The 17826-nt window shown below is 73.1% G+C and carries 22 protein-coding genes; 7 read left to right on the top strand and 15 right to left on the bottom strand.

Annotated features, from left to right (window positions below; genetic code table 11):
• Window positions 1-269 precede the first annotated feature (269 nt).
• From ACWDYJ_RS01435 to ACWDYJ_RS01425, 3 genes are read right to left on the bottom strand one after another with little or no spacing between them, the layout of a single operon-like run.
• Window positions 270-1427, bottom strand: coding sequence for an acetyl-CoA C-acetyltransferase (locus tag ACWDYJ_RS01435; protein ID WP_451563388.1), 1158 nt, complete (start codon window positions 1425-1427; stop codon window positions 270-272).
• Between the two features lie 23 nt (window positions 1428-1450).
• Window positions 1451-2077 carry a TetR/AcrR family transcriptional regulator gene (locus tag ACWDYJ_RS01430; protein WP_451563387.1) on the bottom strand — a complete coding sequence of 209 codons (627 nt, stop codon included), beginning with the start codon at window positions 2075-2077 and terminating at the stop codon, window positions 1451-1453.
• 15 nt (window positions 2078-2092) lie between these two features.
• On the bottom strand, window positions 2093-2875 hold the full coding sequence (locus tag ACWDYJ_RS01425; RefSeq protein ID WP_451563386.1) for an SDR family oxidoreductase: 783 nt from the start codon (window positions 2873-2875) through the stop codon (window positions 2093-2095).
• Between the two features lie 88 nt (window positions 2876-2963).
• On the opposite strand from ACWDYJ_RS01425, the gene ACWDYJ_RS01420 reads away from it, so the two are divergent.
• Together ACWDYJ_RS01420 and ACWDYJ_RS01415 are read left to right on the top strand one after the other, a co-directional pair.
• Window positions 2964-4109 (top strand): acyl-CoA dehydrogenase family protein, encoded by a 1146-nt coding sequence (locus ACWDYJ_RS01420; protein WP_451563385.1) that lies wholly within the window; start codon window positions 2964-2966, stop codon window positions 4107-4109.
• On the top strand, window positions 4109-5092 hold the full coding sequence (locus ACWDYJ_RS01415; RefSeq protein WP_451563384.1) for an acyl-CoA dehydrogenase family protein: 984 nt from the start codon (window positions 4109-4111) through the stop codon (window positions 5090-5092). The genes ACWDYJ_RS01420 and ACWDYJ_RS01415 overlap by 1 nt, the downstream gene beginning before the upstream one ends.
• On the opposite strand, the gene ACWDYJ_RS01410 is transcribed toward ACWDYJ_RS01415, so the two are convergent.
• The 7 genes from ACWDYJ_RS01410 to ACWDYJ_RS01380 form a co-directional block, all read right to left on the bottom strand.
• Window positions 5074-5430, bottom strand: a complete 357-nt coding sequence (locus tag ACWDYJ_RS01410) for a YrdB family protein (protein ID WP_451563383.1) — start codon at window positions 5428-5430, stop codon at window positions 5074-5076. The genes ACWDYJ_RS01415 and ACWDYJ_RS01410 overlap by 19 nt on opposite strands.
• Window positions 5431-5473: 43 nt before the next feature.
• On the bottom strand, window positions 5474-6196 hold the full coding sequence (locus tag ACWDYJ_RS01405) for a class I SAM-dependent methyltransferase (protein ID WP_451563382.1): 723 nt from the start codon (window positions 6194-6196) through the stop codon (window positions 5474-5476).
• Window positions 6197-6234: 38 nt separating this feature from the next.
• Complete coding sequence (locus ACWDYJ_RS01400) at window positions 6235-6576, bottom strand: hypothetical protein (RefSeq protein ID WP_451563381.1); 342 nt, start codon at window positions 6574-6576, stop codon at window positions 6235-6237.
• 207 nt (window positions 6577-6783) lie between these two features.
• On the bottom strand, window positions 6784-7335 hold the full coding sequence (locus ACWDYJ_RS01395) for a hypothetical protein (protein WP_451563380.1): 552 nt from the start codon (window positions 7333-7335) through the stop codon (window positions 6784-6786).
• A 50-nt stretch (window positions 7336-7385) separates the two neighbouring features.
• Window positions 7386-8273 (bottom strand): alpha/beta hydrolase, encoded by an 888-nt coding sequence (locus ACWDYJ_RS01390; RefSeq protein ID WP_451563379.1) that lies wholly within the window; start codon window positions 8271-8273, stop codon window positions 7386-7388.
• Window positions 8270-8998 carry an SDR family NAD(P)-dependent oxidoreductase gene (locus ACWDYJ_RS01385; RefSeq protein WP_451563378.1) on the bottom strand — a complete coding sequence of 243 codons (729 nt, stop codon included), beginning with the start codon at window positions 8996-8998 and terminating at the stop codon, window positions 8270-8272. The genes ACWDYJ_RS01390 and ACWDYJ_RS01385 overlap by 4 nt, the downstream gene beginning before the upstream one ends.
• Window positions 8999-9001: 3 nt before the next feature.
• On the bottom strand, window positions 9002-10138 hold the full coding sequence (locus tag ACWDYJ_RS01380; protein ID WP_451563377.1) for an LLM class flavin-dependent oxidoreductase: 1137 nt from the start codon (window positions 10136-10138) through the stop codon (window positions 9002-9004).
• A 108-nt stretch (window positions 10139-10246) separates the two neighbouring features.
• On the opposite strand from ACWDYJ_RS01380, the gene ACWDYJ_RS01375 reads away from it, so the two are divergent.
• From ACWDYJ_RS01375 to ACWDYJ_RS01365, 3 genes are read left to right on the top strand one after another with little or no spacing between them, the layout of a single operon-like run.
• Window positions 10247-10834 carry a PadR family transcriptional regulator gene (locus tag ACWDYJ_RS01375; protein WP_451563376.1) on the top strand — a complete coding sequence of 196 codons (588 nt, stop codon included), beginning with the start codon at window positions 10247-10249 and terminating at the stop codon, window positions 10832-10834.
• A 51-nt stretch (window positions 10835-10885) separates the two neighbouring features.
• Window positions 10886-11626 (top strand): vWA domain-containing protein, encoded by a 741-nt coding sequence (locus ACWDYJ_RS01370; protein WP_451563375.1) that lies wholly within the window; start codon window positions 10886-10888, stop codon window positions 11624-11626.
• A 4-nt stretch (window positions 11627-11630) separates the two neighbouring features.
• Window positions 11631-12191, top strand: a complete 561-nt coding sequence (locus ACWDYJ_RS01365) for a pyridoxamine 5'-phosphate oxidase family protein (RefSeq protein ID WP_451563374.1) — start codon at window positions 11631-11633, stop codon at window positions 12189-12191.
• Here ACWDYJ_RS01365 and ACWDYJ_RS01360 read toward each other — a convergent pair.
• From ACWDYJ_RS01360 to ACWDYJ_RS01340, 5 genes are all read right to left on the bottom strand, one after another.
• Window positions 12184-13476 (bottom strand): DUF1906 domain-containing protein, encoded by a 1293-nt coding sequence (locus ACWDYJ_RS01360; RefSeq protein WP_451563373.1) that lies wholly within the window; start codon window positions 13474-13476, stop codon window positions 12184-12186. The genes ACWDYJ_RS01365 and ACWDYJ_RS01360 overlap by 8 nt on opposite strands.
• Before the next feature lie 70 nt (window positions 13477-13546).
• Entirely contained in the window at window positions 13547-14656 is a 1110-nt protein-coding gene (locus tag ACWDYJ_RS01355) for a hypothetical protein (RefSeq protein ID WP_451563372.1), read from the bottom strand.
• Entirely contained in the window at window positions 14653-14874 is a 222-nt protein-coding gene (locus ACWDYJ_RS01350; protein ID WP_451563371.1) for a hypothetical protein, read from the bottom strand. Before ACWDYJ_RS01350 ends, ACWDYJ_RS01355 begins: the two co-directional genes overlap by 4 nt.
• A 227-nt stretch (window positions 14875-15101) precedes the next feature.
• Window positions 15102-15542 carry an N-acetyltransferase family protein gene (locus tag ACWDYJ_RS01345; RefSeq protein WP_451563370.1) on the bottom strand — a complete coding sequence of 147 codons (441 nt, stop codon included), beginning with the start codon at window positions 15540-15542 and terminating at the stop codon, window positions 15102-15104.
• A gap of 62 nt (window positions 15543-15604) precedes the next feature.
• On the bottom strand, window positions 15605-16003 hold the full coding sequence (locus tag ACWDYJ_RS01340; protein WP_451563369.1) for an ATP-binding protein: 399 nt from the start codon (window positions 16001-16003) through the stop codon (window positions 15605-15607).
• A gap of 150 nt (window positions 16004-16153) precedes the next feature.
• Here ACWDYJ_RS01340 and ACWDYJ_RS01335 point away from each other — a divergent pair, with 150 nt between their 5' ends.
• Together ACWDYJ_RS01335 and ACWDYJ_RS01330 are read left to right on the top strand one after the other, a co-directional pair.
• Entirely contained in the window at window positions 16154-16696 is a 543-nt protein-coding gene (locus ACWDYJ_RS01335) for a GntR family transcriptional regulator (RefSeq protein WP_451563368.1), read from the top strand.
• Window positions 16693-17472: a GntR family transcriptional regulator gene (locus ACWDYJ_RS01330; RefSeq protein ID WP_451563367.1), complete on the top strand. Its 780-nt coding sequence runs from the start codon at window positions 16693-16695 to the stop codon at window positions 17470-17472. Before ACWDYJ_RS01335 ends, ACWDYJ_RS01330 begins: the two co-directional genes overlap by 4 nt.
• Window positions 17473-17826: the final 354 nt, after the last annotated feature.

The following is a 17826-nucleotide window of genomic DNA, read 5'->3' as shown; positions in this document are numbered from 1 at the left end:
TAGCACACGTCCGCCGGGTAGCGCTGCTGTCTGCGGATCTACTTCGTCTGGCGTACACCCGGCGCCCGTTCGATCACGAAGCGTGGCTGTGCCGCCGGGGGACAGGTGGCCCGGCGCGGGCCCTACAGCCGCTCGATGATCGTCACGTTCGCCTGGCCGCCGCCCTCGCACATCGCCCCCTCCTTCACGGCCCCCTCGCACCGCTCGGCCCCCGAGGGGCCTCGCGGGCTTCGGCGGCCTGCGCCGTCCTCCGGCCGACGGGGCGGTGCCTACAGCCGCTCGATGATCGTCACGTTCGCCTGGCCGCCGCCCTCGCACATCGTCTGGAGGCCGTAGCGGCCGCCCGTGCGTTCCAGCTCGTGGAGCAGGGTCGTCATCAGCTTGACGCCGGTGGCCCCCAGCGGGTGCCCCAGGGCGATGGCCCCGCCGTTGACGTTGACCCGGGACGGATCCGCGCCCGTCTCCTTGAGCCAGGCCAGGACCACCGGGGCGAAGGCCTCGTTGATCTCGACGAGGTCGATGGCGTCGAGGGTCAGGCCCGTCTTCTTCAGGGCGTACGCCGTCGCCGGGATCGGCGCCGACAGCATCCGGATGGGGTCCTCGCCCCGGACCGACAGGTGGTGGACGCGGGCCCTCGGCGTCAGGCCGTGTTCCGCCACCGCCCGCTCGGAGGCGATGAGCATCGCGGCCGCGCCGTCCGAGACCTGGGAGGAGACGGCCGCCGTGATGGTGCCGCCTTCGACCACCGGCTTCAGGCCGGCCATCTTCTCCAGCGTCGTGTCCCGCCGCGGGCCCTCGTCGACCGTCACGTCCCCGTACGCCACCGTCTCGCGCGCGAAACGGCCCTCGTCGATCGCGCGGATCGCCCTCTGGTGGCTGGACAGGGCGAACCGCTCCATGTCCTGCCGCGAGATGCCCCACTTCTCCGCGATCAGCTGCGCGCCGTGGAACTGGTTGACCGGCGCGTCGCCGTACCGCGCCCGCCAGCCCGCCGAGCCCGCGTACGGGCCCTCCGTGAGGCCCAGCGGCTCCGCGGCCTGCCGTGAGGCGAAGGCGATCGGGATCATCGACATGTTCTGGGTCCCGCCCGCGACCACCAGGTCCTGGGTGCCGGACATGACGCCCTGCGCCGCGAAGTGGACCGCCTGCTGGGAGGAGCCGCACTGGCGGTCGATGGTGACCCCCGGCACCTCCTCCGGGAGACCCGCCGCCAGCCACGCCGTCCGCGCGATGTCGCCCGCCTGCGGCCCGACCGTGTCGAGGCAGCCGAACACCACGTCCTCCACGGCGGCCGGGTCCACCCCGGACCGCTCGACCAGCGCCTTCAGGACGTGTGCGCCGAGATCGGCCGGGTGGACGGCCGACAGGCCGCCTCCCCGCCGCCCCACGGGCGTGCGTACCGCGTCGACGATGTAGGCCTCGGGCATCGGGACTCCTCCGCGCTGCTGGGTTACGTACGTACGGCGATCCCGTCCAGCACCATCGACAGGTACTGGCGGGCGATCTCCTCGGGGCTGTGCTGTCCGCCCGGCCGGTACCAGGACGCGGCGACCCACACCGTGTCGCGCACGAAGCGGTAGGTGAGGCGGATGTCGAGGTCGGGCCGGAAGACGCGCGCGGCGACGCCCCGCTCCAGCGTTCCCAGCCAGGCCTTCTCGAATTTCTGCTGCGAGTCCGAGAGGTAGTGGAAGCGGGGCTGCGCGGAGAGCGTGCGCGATTCCTTCTGGTAGATGGCGACGGCGGCGCGGTGCCGGTCGATCTCGCGGAACGATTCGGTGACGAGTGCCTCGATGGTCTCCCGGGGGCCGAGACCGGCGGCGAGGACGGCGTCGTACCCCTCCCACAGCTCGTTCAGGAAGGCGCTGAGGATCTCGTCGAGCATCGATTCCTTGGAATCGAAGTGGTAGTAGAGGCTACCGGCGAGCATCCCGGCGGCGTCGGCGATCTTGCGGACGGTGGTGGCGTTGTAGCCCTGCGCGGCGAAGACCTCGGCGGCGGTGTCGAGGAGTTCACGGCGGCGCTCAGGCGACGCGGTCACCTGCGGCTTCTTCTGGTTCGTTGGCTTGTTCGTCGGCACACGCCCATTCTCGGCCTACGCGTGCTGGCTGCTGACCGACACCGTCTCGCCGGTCATGTACGACGAGTAGCCGCTGGCCAGGAAGACGATGACGTTGGCGATCTCCCACGGTTCGGCGTACCGGCCGAAGGCCTCGCGGGCGGTGAGTTCGGTGAGCAGTTCCTCGCTGGTGACCTTCACCAGGTGCGGGTGCATGGCCAGGCTGGGGGCGACCGCGTTGATCCGTACGCCGAACTCGGCGGCCTCCAGCGCCGCGCAGCGGGTCAGCGCCATCACGCCGGCTTTGGCGGCGGCGTAGTGGGCCTGGCCGCTCTGGGCGCGCCAGCCGATGACGGAGGCGTTGTTGACGATCACCCCGCCCCGGCCGGACGTCTTCAGGGAGCGCATCGCGGCGCGGGTGCAGCGGAAGGTGCCGTTCAGGGTGACGTCCAGGACGCGGGACCACGCCTCGTCGCTCATGTCGACGAGGGCGGCGGTGCCGCCGAGGCCGGCGTTGTTGACGACGACGTCGAGGCCGCCGTGGGTCTGTTCGGCGCGCGCGAAGAGGGCCTGGACCTGGTCCTCGTCGGTGACGTCGCAGGGCTGGGCGGTGACGCGGTCGGCTCCGAACTCGGTGGCGAGCGCGTCCTCGGTCTCCTTCAGGCGGCGGGCGTGTGCGTCGCTGATGAGGATGCGGGCGCCCTCCTCCAGGAAGCGGCGGGCGGTCGCGCCGCCGATCCCGGCCCCGGCCGCGGCGGTGATGACGGCGGTGCGGTCCTTCAGCAGGGCGTGAGCGGGGATGTACCGGGGCGCGTTCACGGGGCGGACTCCTCGACGCTGCTCATGGCCGTACGGTAACCTACCAAACACTTGTTAGGGAAGCCGTACGGATGGAGGCACACCCCTGATGGATCTCGCCCACGCGGCAGACGTGGAGACCTTCCGGGCCGAGGCCCGCTCCTGGCTCCGCGCGCACGTCCCGGCCACTCCCCTGCCCTCCCTGGAGACGCGGGAGGGCTTCGCCGCCCACCGGGAGTGGGAAGCGCTGCTGCACGCGGGCCGCTGGTCGGTGGTGTCCTGGCCCGAGCGGTACGGGGGCCGGGCAGCCGACATCGAGCGGTGGCTCGTCTTCGAGGAGGAGTACTGGGCGGCGGGCGCGCCCGGCCGGGTCTCGCAGAACGGCATCAGCCTGCTGGCCCCCACCCTCTTCGACCACGCGACGCACGAGCAGCGGGCGCGGGTGCTGCCCTCGATGGCGAGCGGTGAGGTGATCTGGGCGCAGGCCTGGTCGGAGCCGGAGGCCGGATCCGACCTGGCCTCCCTGACCTCACGGGCGGAGCGGACCGACGGCGGCTGGCTGCTGTCCGGCCAGAAGACCTGGTCCTCGCGGGCCGCCTTCGCGGACCGGGCGTTCGGCGTCTTCCGTACGGACCCGTCGGCCGCGAAGCCGCACCAGGGGCTGACGTATCTGATGTTCGGCCTGCGCGAGCCGGGGGTGACGGTGCGGCCCATCGGCCGCCTGGACGGCAAGCCGGCCTTCGCGGAGATCTTCCTGGACCGGGTCTTCGTCCCGGACGAGGACGTGATCGGGGAGCCGGGGCAGGGCTGGCGGATCGCGATGTCGACCACCGGCAACGAGCGGGGGCTGACACTGCGCTCCCCCGGACGGTTCCTGGCGGCGGCGGACCGGCTGGTCGCGCTGTGGCGGGCGGCGGGCGATCCGGCGGACACCGCGCTGCGCGACCGGGTGGCGGACGCTGTGGTCGGGGCGCGCGCGTACGAGCTCTTCACCTGGGCCAACGCCTCCCGCTTCGCGGCGGGCGGGACCATCGGCGCCGAGTCCAGTCTGAACAAGGTGTTCTGGTCGGAGTACGACATCGCCCTGCACGAAACGGCGCTGGACCTGCTCGGGCCGGACGCCGAGCTGGCCGACGGCGAGTGGGCCGAGCCCTGGGTCTTCTCCCTCGCGGGCCCGATCTACGCGGGAACCAACGAGATCCAGCGCGACATCATCGCCGAGCGGCTGCTCGGCCTCCCGAAGGGCCGCCGCTGATGCGCTTCCTGCCGACCGACGAGCAGTCGGACTTCGCCCGTACGGTGCGCTCCCTGCTGGGCTCGGCGGACGTCGCGGCGGCGGTACGGGCGTGGGCGGACGGCGCGCACGAGCCCGGCCGGGCGCTCTGGTCGAGGCTGGCGGGCACGGGCCTGTTCGCACTGGCCGCGCCGGAGGCGTACGACGGCGTGGGGCTCCTGCCGCTGGAGCTGTCCCTCGGCTTCGTGGAGCTGGGCCGGGCCGGGGTGCCGGGGCCGGTGGTGGAGACGGCGGCCGCGTCGGTGCTCTTCTCCGAACTGGGGGACGAGGGGCTGGCGAAACGCTTCCTCCCGGGCCTGGTCGCGGGTGAGGCCTCGGCCACGCTGACCCTGCCGGGCGGGAGTCCGTACGCCCTGGACGCGGACGCGGCGACGTACTGCTTCACGGTGTCGGCGGCGGGCGAACTCCGCCTGGCCGGGGGCGCGGGCGGACTCCTGGCCTCGACGGACCCCGCACGGCGCCTGTCCCGGCCCCCGGCCGGGGGCGAGGTGCTGGCGGCGGGTCCCCCGGTGGTGGCGGCCGCGGAGGTCGCCGCGCGGTGGGCGCGACTGCTGACGGCGGCGCAGTGCCTGGGGCTCGGCGATGCCCTGCTGGCGCGGACGGTGGAGTACGCGAAGCGGCGCACCCAGTTCGGGACGCCGATCGGCGGCTTCCAGGCGGTCAAGCACCGGCTGGCGGACACCCTTCTGGGGCTGGAGTTCGCCCGGCCGCTGGTGTGGGCGGCGGCGCTGTCGTCGGCCCCGGGTGACGTGGCGGCGGCGAAGCTCACCGCGGGGGAGGCGGCGTACGCGGCGGCGATGACCGCCCTCCAGCTGCACGGCGCGGTCGGCTACACGGAGGAACTGGACCTGTCCCTGTGGCTGCGCAAGGCCCGGCCGCTGCGCGACGCGTGGGGTACGCCCTCGGCCTGCCGGGCGGCGGTCCTTCAGGCGCGAGAGCGGTAGTACGTGACGAGAGCGGTGTTCAAGAACACGATCCCGGCGAACCAGGCGGCGGCCGACCCGTGGCCCAGCCCGGCCAGGGCCAGGGCGGCCGCCCCGAACACGACGGCCTTGACGGCGAGTACGGCGGGCAGCGGGACGTCGTAGCGGGACTTGGGCGCGGCGAACGCGCCCCAGAGCAGGGCGGCGGCGGCCGCCACCACCGTCCCGAGCAGCACTCCCCCGACCAGTCCGCCGCCCTGCCGGTAGCCCCACACCGCCAGGGCGAACAGGGCGGCGACCTCCAGGAGGAAGGCGAGGGCGTCGTTGAGGAGGGCGAAGGCCCGGTGCGGTGCTGTCACGCGCTCAACATCACGCAGTCGGGGCGGGGTGTCCAGAGCCCGGTCACATGCGGGCGACGCTGAGGCTCACGACGTAGTGCTCCTCCACCACGCCGTCCGGGAAGAGCGGGGTCAGCCGTTCCCGCTCGGCGTCCATGAACTCCCGGGTGCCGCCCTCTCCGAGGAGGAGGAAGGCGGAGTGGCTGGCGTGGTTGGCGAGGTGCGCCTCCAGCGGGATCCGCCAGGACCAGCGGACCCGCCGGCCGGTGACGTCGAGCCCTTCCAGGGATTCCCGCGCGGGGAGCCCGATCGCCCCCAGGGAGTTCCGGATCCGGGCGTCCTGCTCGGCGATCCAGGGAACGGCGGTGTCCGGGTCGTTCCACCACAGCGCGAGCGCGCCCCCGGGGCGCAGCACCCGGCGAGCCTCGGGGACGGCGCGGGCGGGGTCGGTCCAGTGCCAGGCCTGGGCGTAGGTGAGGAGGTCGAACGCGCCGCTCGCCAGCGGCAGCCGGTCCCCGTCCCCGCGCACGAGCGGGATCCCGGGGTGCGCCCGCCGGAACTCGGCGGCCATCCCGTCCCCGGGCTCCACGGCCAGGACCTCGGCCCCGCGGGCGTGCAGCAGCGCGGTGGCGATCCCGGTCCCCGCCCCTACGTCGGCCACCCGCGCCCCGCCGAGCGCCCGCCCGGCGAGTGCCTCGACGGCGTCGAACAACGCCGGCGGGTACCCGGGCCGGTGGGCCCCGTACAGCGCGGCGGCGGCATCGAAGGACCGGGCACGTGTCGTCATGCGGTCATCCTCTTCGATCGCTCCCCCTGCGGCAGGGCTCAGCGGAACTCGCGCACGACCTCGATGCGGCCGACGATGTGCGCGTTGAACTCGTCCAGTTCCTCCGCCGGCACCCACAGCTCCAGGATCGTCTCGCCACCCGCCTGCTGGACCGGGTAGCGGGCCAGGAAGGCCGAGTCGACCTCGAAGCGGGTCACGAAGCCGACGCCGGAGTGCTTGACGTTCCAGTCGCGGGCGATGCGGATCGCGTAGTCCTCGTTCAGGACCGGGTAGAAGATCGGCTGCTCCGGCAGCCGGGGCGGCCAGGCGCGCCAGTCGAGGGCGCGGACCAGGTCGAGCTCGACGGGGCCCGTCGGGCGCCAGAGCGTGGTGGTGGACATACGGGCGACCCTAAGGGCTGTCCCGTAATCCCCGGCGGGCGCACGACGACAGCTACGGCACCTCGCCGCGTTGTCGGAACGCCCGAATACGCCCAGTATGAGGACGTCCCTCCGCCTTGCGATGCACCGCATCTGACGCCGTGCGCTGATCCACCGGGGATTACGGGACAGCCCTTAGGCGGGCGGCCAAGCCGTTGGCCAGCGGTTTCAGTTCCGGGGGCGGCGCAGCGAGAGCCACCCCAGGGTGGCGGTCTGGAGCAGGAGCAGTGCGCCCGTACCGGCCGCCTGCCAGACGGGTTCGGCCGGGCGCCCGCCCAACGACCACGCCGGGCCGTCCGGGTCCAACGTCACCTTCAGCCGCGCGCCGACCGCGAGGTCCATCGCCACCGGACCGGACAGATCGCGGCCCGCCACCGTGCGCAGCCGCAGCGACGGGGAGTGGCTCGAGCCGTCCTCCACCATCGTCCGCTCCACGACCATCGCCGGTTCCTCCCGGCCACGGTCGTGGAGGGTGTGCCGGTCCCAGGTGATACCGCCGGCCACCGCGATCCCCACCGCGACGAGCGCGACGGCGGTACGGGCCACGAACTCCGCGCCGGTTCCGTGCGGTACGGCCGCGCCGACGACGAAGACGGCCAACAGGACCGGGATCCAGGCTCCCTCAGGGCCTCGGAGCAAAAGGATCGCGCCGAACTCTACTGCCAGGAGAAGGCAGTTGCGCAGGATCGCCCCCGGCAGCCTCCGGACCACTTCAGACATGGACACATCATGCCCGGAAAGCCGGTCGCGCGGCAGCCGAGGCTGCGCCTCTAGATCCGGCCCGTGGCCGCCAGCCAGGCCCCCGCGCCCGCTCGGGCCGCCGCCCCGGCCGGCAGCGGCAGGCCCAGGAAGCCGTGGAAGACCCCCGGGTAGAGCCGGATCTCACAGTCCACGCCCGCCTCCCCCAGCCGGCGTCCGTACGCCAGCCCCTCGTCCCGCAGCACGTCGCAGTCCGCGAGGACGATCAGCGTGCGCGGGAGGCCGGAGAGGTCGGGCGCACGCAGCGGCGAGACGTGCGGGTGGTCGGGGTCGCCGCCGTACTGGTCCCAGTACCAGGCCATGTGCGCCGCGGTGTGGAAGTAGCCGCGGCCGTAGGCGGCGACCGACGCGGAGGCCATCGAGGCGTCCAGCGGCGGGTAGCAGAGCAGTTGTCCCGCGACCAGCTCCGGGGCCCGCAGTGCGGTCACGGCCGCCAGGTTGGCCCCGCTGGAGTCGCCGGCCACCACGACCCGCCCCGTATCGCAGCCCAGGGCGCGCGCCTCGGCCCGGGCCCACAGCAGGACGCTCAGCGCGTCGTCGGACGCCGCCGGCCAGGGGTGTTCGGGCGCCTGCCGGTAGTCGGCCGAGACCACGACCGCGCCCGAGGAGGCGGCCAGCGCACGGCACAGCGCGTCGTGCGTGTCCAGCCCGCACATCACCCAGCCGCCCCCGTGGAAGTACACGGCGAGCGGGCGGTCCACGGCTCCCGGCGCGGGGTCGTAGATCCGGACCGGGACGCCCGAGGCGACGGCGTCGCGCACGGAGGCCACCTCCGGCCCCGGCGGACCCGGCACGGCCGCCGCCCGCAGGGCCGCCACGTCCCCGGGGCCGGGGAAACGGGCCGTCATCGCGTCGCACAGCCTCCGCGCCGCCGGGGAGAGGGAGAGGGGATCGCTCATCGGGCCGTCATCCCCCCGTCCACCGTGAACTCCGTTCCCGTCATGTACGAGGACGCGTCCGAGCACAGGAACAGCACCAGCTCCGCGACCTCCTCCGGCCGCCCCATCCGCCCCAGCGGTACGTGCGACCAGTCCCGGCCGGCGACCGCCTCGGCCACCATCGGGGTGTCGACGGCGCCCGGGTGGACCGAGTTGACCCGGATCCGGTCCTCGGCCAGGTCCAGCGCGGCGGAGCGGGTCAGGCCGCGCAGGGCGAACTTGGTGGATCCGTAGGCGGCGTGGCCCGGTATGCCGACCAGCCCGGCCGTCGAGGAGATGTTGACGATCGACCCTCCTCCGCCGGCGCGCAGCACCGGGGCCACCGCCTGGATGCCGAGGAACGGCCCGAGCAGGTTGACCCGTAGCAGCGTCTCGAACTCCTGCGCGCTCTGCCGCTCGACGTGCGCCGTGCGCCACAGGGCCGCGTTGTTGACCAGCGCCGAGACCGTGCCGAAGGCCGTCACCGCCGCCTCGACCACCGCGGCCCAGCTCGCCGCGTCGGCCACGTCGTGCCGTACGTAGAGCCCGCGTGCGCCGAGTTCCGCGGCGACCGCCCGGCCCTCGTCCTCCCGGATGTCGGTGACGACGACCCTCGCTCCCGCCTCCGCGCACAGCCGGGCCTCGGCGGCGCCCTGGCCGCGTGCGGCGCCGGTGACGACGACGACCTTCCCCTCCAGCGAGACCATGGCTCAGGCCTCCGGTTCCAGGGCGCGGAAGTGCGGGATGACCTTCTCGCCCCACTGGCGGACGGTCTCCATGCAGGCCTCCTGCGGCACCGTGCCCATCTGGATCAGGCACATCACCTCGTCCACGCCGATCCGGCGCAGCTGCTCCACGTACGCGATGGCCGTCTCGGCGCTGCCGTACGCGTGATCGGCGTGGTAGGGGCCGGTGTCGACCGGGCGGGCCGGGATGTTCGCCTCGTGCAGTCGGGCGACGAGTTCCTCACGGCGCCGGGCGAGGGCTCCCACGTGGTCCTCGGCGGTCTCCTCCTCGGCGTATCCCGTCGGCGCGGGGGCGTTTGCGTACCAGTGCGCGATGGATTCGGCGAAGAAGCGCTGGCCCCGGGTGCCGAGCCGCAGCGCCCGCTCGGCGTCGTCGAGGACGAGGGTGGGGCAGAGGGCGGAGAAGTGGTCGTTGACCTCGCTGGAGACGAACCGCTGCCCGTCGCGCGCGGCGATGGCCTCGTCGTAGACCTTGCGCATGGCGCGTACGTCATCGGCCCCGGCGAAGCCCATCACCAGGGCTCCGATGCCCAGCTCGGCGGCGAGCTCGACGGTGGCGTGCCGGGAGCAGGCCAGGAAGAGGGGCGGGTGCGGGTCCTGCACCGGGCGGGGCAGGATCGTGCCGGGGCCGATGTCGATGGAGCCGTGCCACTCGAACCGCTCCTCCTTCCAGGCGGAGGCGAAGACCCGCAGCGCTTCCTCCGTCTGCGGGGAGGTGTCCTCGGGCTTCACCCCGTACATGGCCATCTCCTGGCGGGTCGCCCCGCGACCGGCGCCGATGTCGACGCGGCCGCCGGAAAGGACGTCGAGCATGGCGGCGCGCTCGGCGACCCGTACCGGGTGCTGGTAGCCGAAGGGCATGGTGACCACGCCGTGGCCGATGCGGATCCTGCGCGTCCGGGCGGCGACCCAGGTCAGGAAGATCTCGCTGGCGCTCATGTGCGCGTACTGGGTCAGGGAGTGGTGCTCGACGGCCCAGATCCGGTCGAAGCCCATGTCCTCGGCGAGGACGGCCTGTTCGACGCAGTCGTGGATGACCTGCCGTTCGCGTGCGGGGGTGGGGTCGACGAGCTGCGCCTCGAAGATCATCGAGAACTTCACGGTGAGGTCCCTCCGTCCGGCCGTCCACTATTTCGAATAGGCATACTTCTAGCAGTCATACCCAGCAGGCGGAAGGGCGGCGGCGGGACCGGTCGTAGACTGCGCGGCGTGGCAGACGAGACGAACAGGCGCACGCTCCCCGCGACCAGCTGGGCGGTGCTCGGACTGCTCTCCTTCGGCGAGGAGCTCTCCGGCTACGACCTGAAGAAGTGGTCGGACCGGTCCCTGCGCTTCTTCTACTGGAGCCCGTCCTTCAGCCAGATCTACGGCGAACTCAAGCGCCTGGAGAAGGCCGGCTACACCTCCTCACGGCTGGTCGCCCAGGACACCGGCACCCGCGACAAGCGGGTGTACCGGATCACCGACGAGGGCATGGCCGCCGTACGGGAATGGGCGCGCGAGGCCCCGGTCGACCCGCCGGTCCTCAAGCACGGTCCGATGCTGCGGCTGTGGCTGGGGCACCTGCTGGAGCCGGAGCAGATGCGCGAAGTCCTGGTGCGGCACCAGGACTTCGCGGACCAGATGCGCCGCCACGCGGTGGCCGACGCGGCGGCCGCGAAGGACGAGCCGGCATGGGCGTACCCCACGCTCACCCTCAAGTGGGCCGAGCGGTACTACGCCTCGCAGCGCGACCTCGCGGCGGCCATGCTCGACGACATCGAGGCGCTCGCGGCGGAGCGCGGCGAGCGCCCGTAGACGCGCCGCGCGGTCGGTTTCGGCGCAGCGGGCCGACGTACGCTCAGCGGCATGACGGGAAGCGCGATCGACCTCCGCACGATCGAGGAAGCCGCACCGGCGCTCGTGAACCTGTACAAGAGCGCCGGTGTCTCGCTGCGCGAGCACGGCCTGGAGGGCGGGCGGGCCTGCGTCTACCTGGTCCTCGACTACTCCGGCTCGATGCGGCCGTACTACGAGGACGGAAGCGTGCAGGCCCTCGCGGACCGGGTGCTCGGTCTGTCGGCGCACCTGGACGACGACGGCGTCGTACCGGTGGTCTTCTTCTCCACCGAGGTCGACGCGGTGGAGGAGATCACCCTCGCCGGTCACGAGGGGCGGGTCACCGAGATCGCCTCCGGCCTCGGCCACATGGGCAGAACGGCCTACGACGCGGCGATGGAAGCAGTCGTCGACCACTACCTGGACTCGGGGTCGGCGGACCCGGCCCTCGTCGTCTTCCAGACGGACGGCGGGCCGGTCAGCAAGCTCGCGGCGGAGAAGTACCTCTGCAAGGCGGCCCGGCTGCCGCTGTTCTGGCAGTTCGTCGGCTTCGGCAACACGCGCAGCACACAGTTCGACTTCCTGCGACGGCTGGACGAGCTGCCCGTCCCGGCCAAGCGCGTGGTGGACAACGCGGGCTACTTCCACGCCGGGCAGGATCCGCGCACCGTCCCCGACGCGGTGCTGTACGACCGCCTCGTCGGGGAGTTCCCCTCCTGGCTGGCGGCGGCGCGGGAGGCGGGCATCGTGCGCGCCCGAGCGGTTTCATAGACAGATGACGATCACCAACTGGGCAGCGTTCGAGAAGGCCGAACCGGAGTTCGCTGCGGCCGTCCAGGCCCGTTTCGCGCAGTACCCGCACCACGTCCTCGCCACGCTCCGCAAGGACGGCTCCCCCCGGGTGGCCGGGCTCAACGTCGGGATCCGCGGCGGTGAGCTGTGGCTCGGCATGATGCCGGGCTCGATGAAGGCCAAGGACCTCCAGCGCGACCCCCGCTTCGCCCTGCACACCAACCCGGGCGCGGACGAGACGATGCCGGACGGGGACGTACGGATCTCCGGGCGGGCGGTGGAACTCCTCGACCCGCCCGAGCTCCACCGGTACGCGGAGGAGACGGACACCCCGCACCCCTTCCACCTCTTCCACGCCGATCTGACCGAGGTGGTCCGCGTCGGCGTGGAGGGCGACGACCTGGTGATCCGCTCCTGGACCCCGGCCCACGGCCTGCGCACCCTGCGCCGCGGCAACGACGACGAGCCGCCGCGCGAGGAACCGCGCGAGGAACGCGGCAAGGAGCCGGGCAAGGAACCTGGCGAGGAGCCGCCGGCTAGCTGAGCGGGAAGAGCCCGGCGCGCCCCGCCCCGCCGAGGGCGGTCGGGTCGAGGTCCAGCCAGTTGCGGTCGATGTTGACCGTGATGCCGCCGTACGTGGCGTTGTGGTCGCCGCGGAACTGGTGGGCGCGGCGCGGGCCCGCCCATTGGGCCGTGCCCTTGGGCAGGCCCATGTCGGCGTTGGAGACGGTGGCGGAGCCGTTCCAGCGGGCGACCCACAGCACGTCGGGCATCGCTCCGGGGGCCTGGTGGTGGTGGGCGCTCAGCGCCTTGGCCCCGGAACCGGCCGAGACGTAGGCGCCGGAGCGGTAGCCCAGCTCGTGCAGCCGCACCGTCCAGGCGGTGAGGTAGGCGACGACCGGGGCGTCCCAGGTGGCCCGGTCGGTGTAGTGCTCCAGGTCGTTGTAGAGCAGTGTGCCCTTCGCCAGGCCGAGCGAGCGCGCCGCGTCGACGGCGCCCTCGGCGGCGGCCCGGCCCTGCCCGTTCGCCCGGGACGGGTCGGTGGACAGGCCGGTGCCGGCACTGCGCCAGGGCTGCGGGCCCACCCAGAGCGGCATCAGGTGCCAGCCCGCCTCGGCCTGCCGGCGGACCCAGGCGGCGGTGAGCCGCGGCTGGGCGCAGGCGCGGGCACGGCCGCCGATGTAGATGCCGACCGCGCCGAAGGGCGATTCGGCCCGCCAGGCGTCCATGGTGCGCTGGGCCGGGGCGGTACAGGCGTCGAAGCCCTGGCCGGTGAAGGGCTCCTGGGCGCTACGGCCCCCCGTGGGCGCGGCCAGAGCGGGCACGGCGACCGGGGCCGCCACGCCGCCGGGGGGCCGGGCGGCCAGGGTGCGGGCCCGCGCCAGGACCCCTCGTACGCCATCGGGCGCGGCCCCGTAGGAGACGGTCGCCATGATCCCGGAGCGGCGCAGGGCGTAGCGCAGCTCGTTGCTGTCGGACGGGTCCGGGCTCTCGGGCAGCGTGCTCGCGGAGTCCGCCGCGAGGGTGGGGATGTCGGCGCGCGGCGGTGCGCCGTCGAGGGGTTCGAGGTGCAGGGTGTCGGCGCGGCGGGCGACGGCCCGGCCTGTGCACCGGGCCTGGGTGCCGGCGTGGCCGAGGTAGAGGGTGGGCACGTCGAGGCGCAGGCAGGCGCCGGGATCGCGGTCGAGGTCGACGACGCGCCAGTCGGCGGGAAGGGTGAGGCGCAGCCCGCCGTAGTCGACGGTCCGCGCGTCGTCGGCCGCGGGGGAGAGGGGAATCAGCAGGGCGGCGCCGAGGAGTCCGCTCAGCAGCGTTCGAATGGGAGCCATGATCACGATAGGTACCAGACGGCGGGACCCCTCAACTCCGCTGAGAAGTCCCGCAGATGGTCCGTACGGCCTAGGCCGGGTCCGGCTGTTCCCGGAAGGCGGGCAGTGCGAAGATCCGTTCCTTTCCCTCCTCCTCCATGAGTTCGACGAGCGGCAGCACCAGCTCCCACAGGTCCTGCTTGCCGACCTCCCGCGCCAGCGCGTCCAGTTCCACGTCCCCCAGCCCGGCGGCGGCGTCCGCCACCACCTTGCGCGCGTCCTGCGGCAGCACGCCGACCAGCGGCAGGAACTCCCCCCACAGCCCGGTCGCCACGACGGCCCCGACCACCCCGGCCAGGACCCGCGGATCCCGCAGGGACTCCAGCCGGGCCACGGCGAGTCGGTCCTGCGCGCCGAGCAGGGCGACGAGCGGCAGCAGCGCCTCCCACAGCCCCTCGGCGTGCGTCACTCGCACGAGTGAGGCCAGTGCCTGCGCGTCCAAGCGCGCGGTGATCTCGGCGATCCGCGTCCGCTGCTCGCCGCCGACCATCGCGGCGACGGCGAGGGCCTCTTCCCAGAGCCCGTCGTCCGCGGCCGCGCGTACGACGGCCTGGAGGCGGTCGTCGCCCATGAGCTCCAGGATCCGCGGGAGCCGTTCGGGCAGGTCGACGTAGAACCCGGCGCGCAGCACGTCCGTGTCGCCGACCTGCTCCAGGATCCGCCCGAGGACCTGGTCCCGCAGGTGCCCGACGAACCGGCCCATGGTCAGGTGGTCCCGGCGCTCGGCCAGCGCGACGGCGATCCGTACGACCAGCCCTTCGTCGAGCCGGTCCACGATCGCGGCGATCTTGCGCGGGTCGAGATGGGCACACGCCTCGGCGGTGAAGGCCACCGGCAGCTTGGCGATGATGTCGGCGGCCCGTCCGGCCTCCAGCCGCCCGGCGACGGCGGCCGCGAGCCGGGGTCCGAGCGCCTTCTGGGAGATGGCGGCCGCGACCCCGGCGGGCACCAGCTTGGTGGCGGCCGCGATCCGGTCGAGCATCTCGGGCGCCCCGTCGAAGAGTGCGGCGCTCACCTGCTCGCGGAACCTCCGCACGTCCTCGCTCGGCAGCCCGCGCAGGAAGCCCAGGGTCCGCGGCTCCTCCCCCAGCAGCCGGGCGGTCTTCTCGACCTCGGCCCGGCCGCTCGTCACGGCGCTCACCGGAACAGCACCTTGCGTACGGCTCCGCGCGCGAGGGCGGGCACCAGCGTGAGGGCCTCCTCGGCGGCCTCGTTCAGCCCGCCGGCCTGCCGCGCCCGCTCCGCCTTCACCGCCTCGACGAGCCCGGCCAGCTCCTCGGGCGCCAGCCCACCGAACGACCCGGGCGGTGCGACGCCGCCCAACTCCCCGCTCAACCGGCCCAGTTCTTCCGCACTCACGGCGAGACCTCCCACAGAGACGACGGCTCGCCCCGAGGGTGCTGCCGAATTGACTAATAGTCAATACTGCTCGGTAGCATCACCTCGGCCAGTACGCCGACGTAGCGGCTCGTGCACCAGCGCCTCGACCGCGCCCGCGCGGTCCTGGAGACCAGCACCCTGCCCTCAGGCGGCCGCCCAGAGCGGCCTCGGCACGGCGGACTCCCTCCGCACCCAGCCCCCAGGGCCTACCGGGCCGCGGCCCGCGCCATGAAGACGTCGACCTCGTCCTGAGCCTCGACCACGAACCCGTACCGCTCGTACAGGCCCTGCGCGGCGCTCCCCCGCAGCACGTTCAGCCGTACGACGACCCCCGCCGCGTCGGCCCGCTCGACCACGCCCCTCAGCACCCAGGACCCGATGCCCCGCCCCTGGTGCTCGGCGGTCAGATAGAAGTGCTCCAGCAGCCACCCGCCCCGGTTGGGCCGCACGGTGAAGCACCCCACCACCTCACCGCCGCGCACCAGGACGGACGAGTGCTCCACGGAGAACGAATCCCGCAGCCGCTGCCGCACCCCGTGCTCGTCGTACCGCCCGAGCCGCTCCAGATCCGCCCGCATGACGGCGGCCCGCAACTCGGCGACCACCTCGACGTCCCCGCCCCGCGGAGCCCTGACCTCGACATCCATGCCTGGCAGTATCCCCAACTCCTCCGCCCGGGGACGTGGCGGGACGGGCGCTGCCGCGCCGCTCACTCAGCCCACCCGTGTGCCAGTTTGAAGCCGGCCCGGGCCGACTTGCCCACACCTTCGTCACGGACCTCGAACTCGTCCGCGATCGCCGTCACCAACCACAGGCCACGACCCGCCGGGGCTTCGGGGTCGGGCTGCTGCAAGACCGGACACCCCGGGCCACTGTCGCGCACCTCGATCCACAGAAGCCCACCCTCCCGCACGAGCCGCACAGAGAACTCGCGCCCCAGCGGGACACCGTGCAGAACGGCATTGGCGGCGAGTTCCGAGACGCACAGCCGCATGTCGTCCCGCCCATCCGACACACCCCACTCGGCGAGCGTGTCACCTACGAACTGACGGGCCGCGCGCACCGAGGCACGAGCCCGAGGAAAACGCTGCTGTCGGGACAGAGACATAGCACCCCACCGCCTTAACGCTGAGCTTCCAAGGCCATACAGAACGTATCGCTATTCGCGAAAAGCAGCAAGGCTGGAGAGGGTAGGCCTGACCGACGTCGTCGCTTAACGTGGGGGACGGCAGGGCGAATCGAATGCACAGGAGGCGTTGTGAGCGGCAACGGGTGGTCGAGTACATCGATGCCGTACCTGACTCCACGCGCCACCGGGGACACGGACGCGTGGACCGAAGAGGCCACGGCGGCGGGCCGACGGGGCGGACAGCGCGTCGTGTGCGCCGGGGAGTGTGCCGCGCCCTCCGAGATCGTCCGAATGCTCGGCCTGACAGGTGAAGAGACCGTCGTGGTCCGTCGCCGAATCATCGAACTGGACGGTGAGCCGACCGAGTTGACCGACACCTACTATCCCGCCGCCATCGCGTCGGGCACCGCGCTCGCCGGAACGGCGAAGATCCGCGGTGGCGCCGTGACGCTGCTGGCTGCCCTCGGGCACGTCGGCGTGCGCGTCACCGAGAACGTGACAGCGCGTATGCCCAGCGCCGAAGAGCTCGACCAACTGCACCTTGGGTCGGGTGAACCAGTCCTCCAGCTCGCCCGCACCATCTACGACTCGGCGGACCGCCCGATCCAGGCGGACGTGATGGTCATGCCCGCCGGACGCCAGCAGCTGCGGTACGAAATCAGGCTGGGATGACCATGCCCAACTTCCCGACCGGAAGAATCGATCCACGGCCGCTCCACGCTCGCATCGCCGCCGACCTGCGCGACGAGATCATGAGCGGCGACCTCGCACCTGGAGCGAAGCTGCTCTCGACGACGCAGCTGAAGGCCCGGTTCGACGCCTCCAACGCCACGATCCAGAAGGCCGTTCAGCTCCTGAAGGACGAGGGCCTGGCGGTCGGCCGGGCGGGCGCGGCCGTGACCGTTCGGGTCAACCGGCAGCGCACGGTCCGCCCGGCCGGCTCCCTCGCACCGGCAGCGGACGGGGCGGCGTACCCCTGGCTCGCCGTGGCCGGGGAACGGAGTTCGACGGCACGCAGCCATCTGCTGGTGGTGGACGAGGTGGCCGTCACCGGAGATGTCGCCGCCGCACTCGGCCGCTCGGAAGGCAGCCCAGCGGTGCGCCGCCGTCAGCTCATCAGCGTCGACGACGAGCCCGCCGAGCTCGTGACCTCGTACTATCCGCCGGAGATCGCACGCGGCACCGCCCTCGCGGAGCCGCACCGCATCCGGGGCGGCACCCCGACCCTGCTGGCTGAACTCGGCTTCCCACCCCGCCGCAGCGTGGACCGGATCTCCGCCCGAGTCGCGACGCAGGGGCAGTACACCGCCCTACGGCTGCCGGGCGACCTGCCGGTGCTGCGGACCCTCCGCACGGTGTACGGCGAGGCCGAGCGCCCCATCGAGGTCACCGTCATGGTGAAGGCCGGGCACCTGTACGAGCTCCAGTACGAGTTCACCGCCGACTGACCCCGGCCCCCGCACGCCACAGCGCCCGCCATCCCTGGTCGGGGACTATGGCGGGCGCTGTGTCGGATTTCCGCACACCGTTGTACGGACCGTATGAGGGGTCCTCCCCGAGGGAGGGGTACCGCGGTGGCCAGGCCACGCACCGACGGTCGGAGGCCGGCGCAGCCGGGTCGAAGCCCGGGAGGCCGCCTGCGGCCGAGCGGTGCGAGCCCGGCGTCAAGAAGGAGCCTTGGCGGGCGCTGTGTCGGAATTCCGTACACCGTTGTACGGACCGTATGAGGGGTCCTCCCCGAGGGAGGGGTACCGCGGTGGCCAGGCCACGCACCGACGGTCGGAGGCCGGCGCAGCCGGGTC

It is taken from the genome of Streptomyces sp. NPDC003042 (genome assembly GCF_053591315.1).
This window is presented reverse-complemented; position numbering and strand designations above follow the sequence as displayed.

Excerpts from the sequence above, each read along its gene's own strand:
- ACWDYJ_RS01340 (WP_451563369.1), bottom strand. The coding sequence starts at position 16,003 with ATGTCTCTGTCCCGACAGCAGCGTTTTCCTCGGGCTCGTGCCTCGGTG.
- ACWDYJ_RS01415 (WP_451563384.1), top strand. The coding sequence starts at position 4,109 with ATGCGCTTCCTGCCGACCGACGAGCAGTCGGACTTCGCCCGTACGGTG.
- ACWDYJ_RS01365 (WP_451563374.1), top strand. The coding sequence starts at position 11,631 with ATGACGATCACCAACTGGGCAGCGTTCGAGAAGGCCGAACCGGAGTTC.
- ACWDYJ_RS01345 (WP_451563370.1), bottom strand. The coding sequence starts at position 15,542 with ATGGATGTCGAGGTCAGGGCTCCGCGGGGCGGGGACGTCGAGGTGGTC.
- ACWDYJ_RS01385 (WP_451563378.1), bottom strand. The coding sequence starts at position 8,998 with ATGGTCTCGCTGGAGGGGAAGGTCGTCGTCGTCACCGGCGCCGCACGC.
- ACWDYJ_RS01435 (WP_451563388.1), bottom strand. The coding sequence starts at position 1,427 with ATGCCCGAGGCCTACATCGTCGACGCGGTACGCACGCCCGTGGGGCGG.
- ACWDYJ_RS01420 (WP_451563385.1), top strand. The coding sequence starts at position 2,964 with ATGGATCTCGCCCACGCGGCAGACGTGGAGACCTTCCGGGCCGAGGCC.
- ACWDYJ_RS01395 (WP_451563380.1), bottom strand. The coding sequence starts at position 7,335 with ATGTCTGAAGTGGTCCGGAGGCTGCCGGGGGCGATCCTGCGCAACTGC.
- ACWDYJ_RS01360 (WP_451563373.1), bottom strand. The coding sequence starts at position 13,476 with ATGGCTCCCATTCGAACGCTGCTGAGCGGACTCCTCGGCGCCGCCCTG.
- ACWDYJ_RS01405 (WP_451563382.1), bottom strand. The coding sequence starts at position 6,196 with ATGACGACACGTGCCCGGTCCTTCGATGCCGCCGCCGCGCTGTACGGG.
- ACWDYJ_RS01390 (WP_451563379.1), bottom strand. The coding sequence starts at position 8,273 with ATGAGCGATCCCCTCTCCCTCTCCCCGGCGGCGCGGAGGCTGTGCGAC.
- ACWDYJ_RS01330 (WP_451563367.1), top strand. The coding sequence starts at position 16,693 with ATGACCATGCCCAACTTCCCGACCGGAAGAATCGATCCACGGCCGCTC.
- ACWDYJ_RS01400 (WP_451563381.1), bottom strand. The coding sequence starts at position 6,576 with ATGTCCACCACCACGCTCTGGCGCCCGACGGGCCCCGTCGAGCTCGAC.
- ACWDYJ_RS01370 (WP_451563375.1), top strand. The coding sequence starts at position 10,886 with ATGACGGGAAGCGCGATCGACCTCCGCACGATCGAGGAAGCCGCACCG.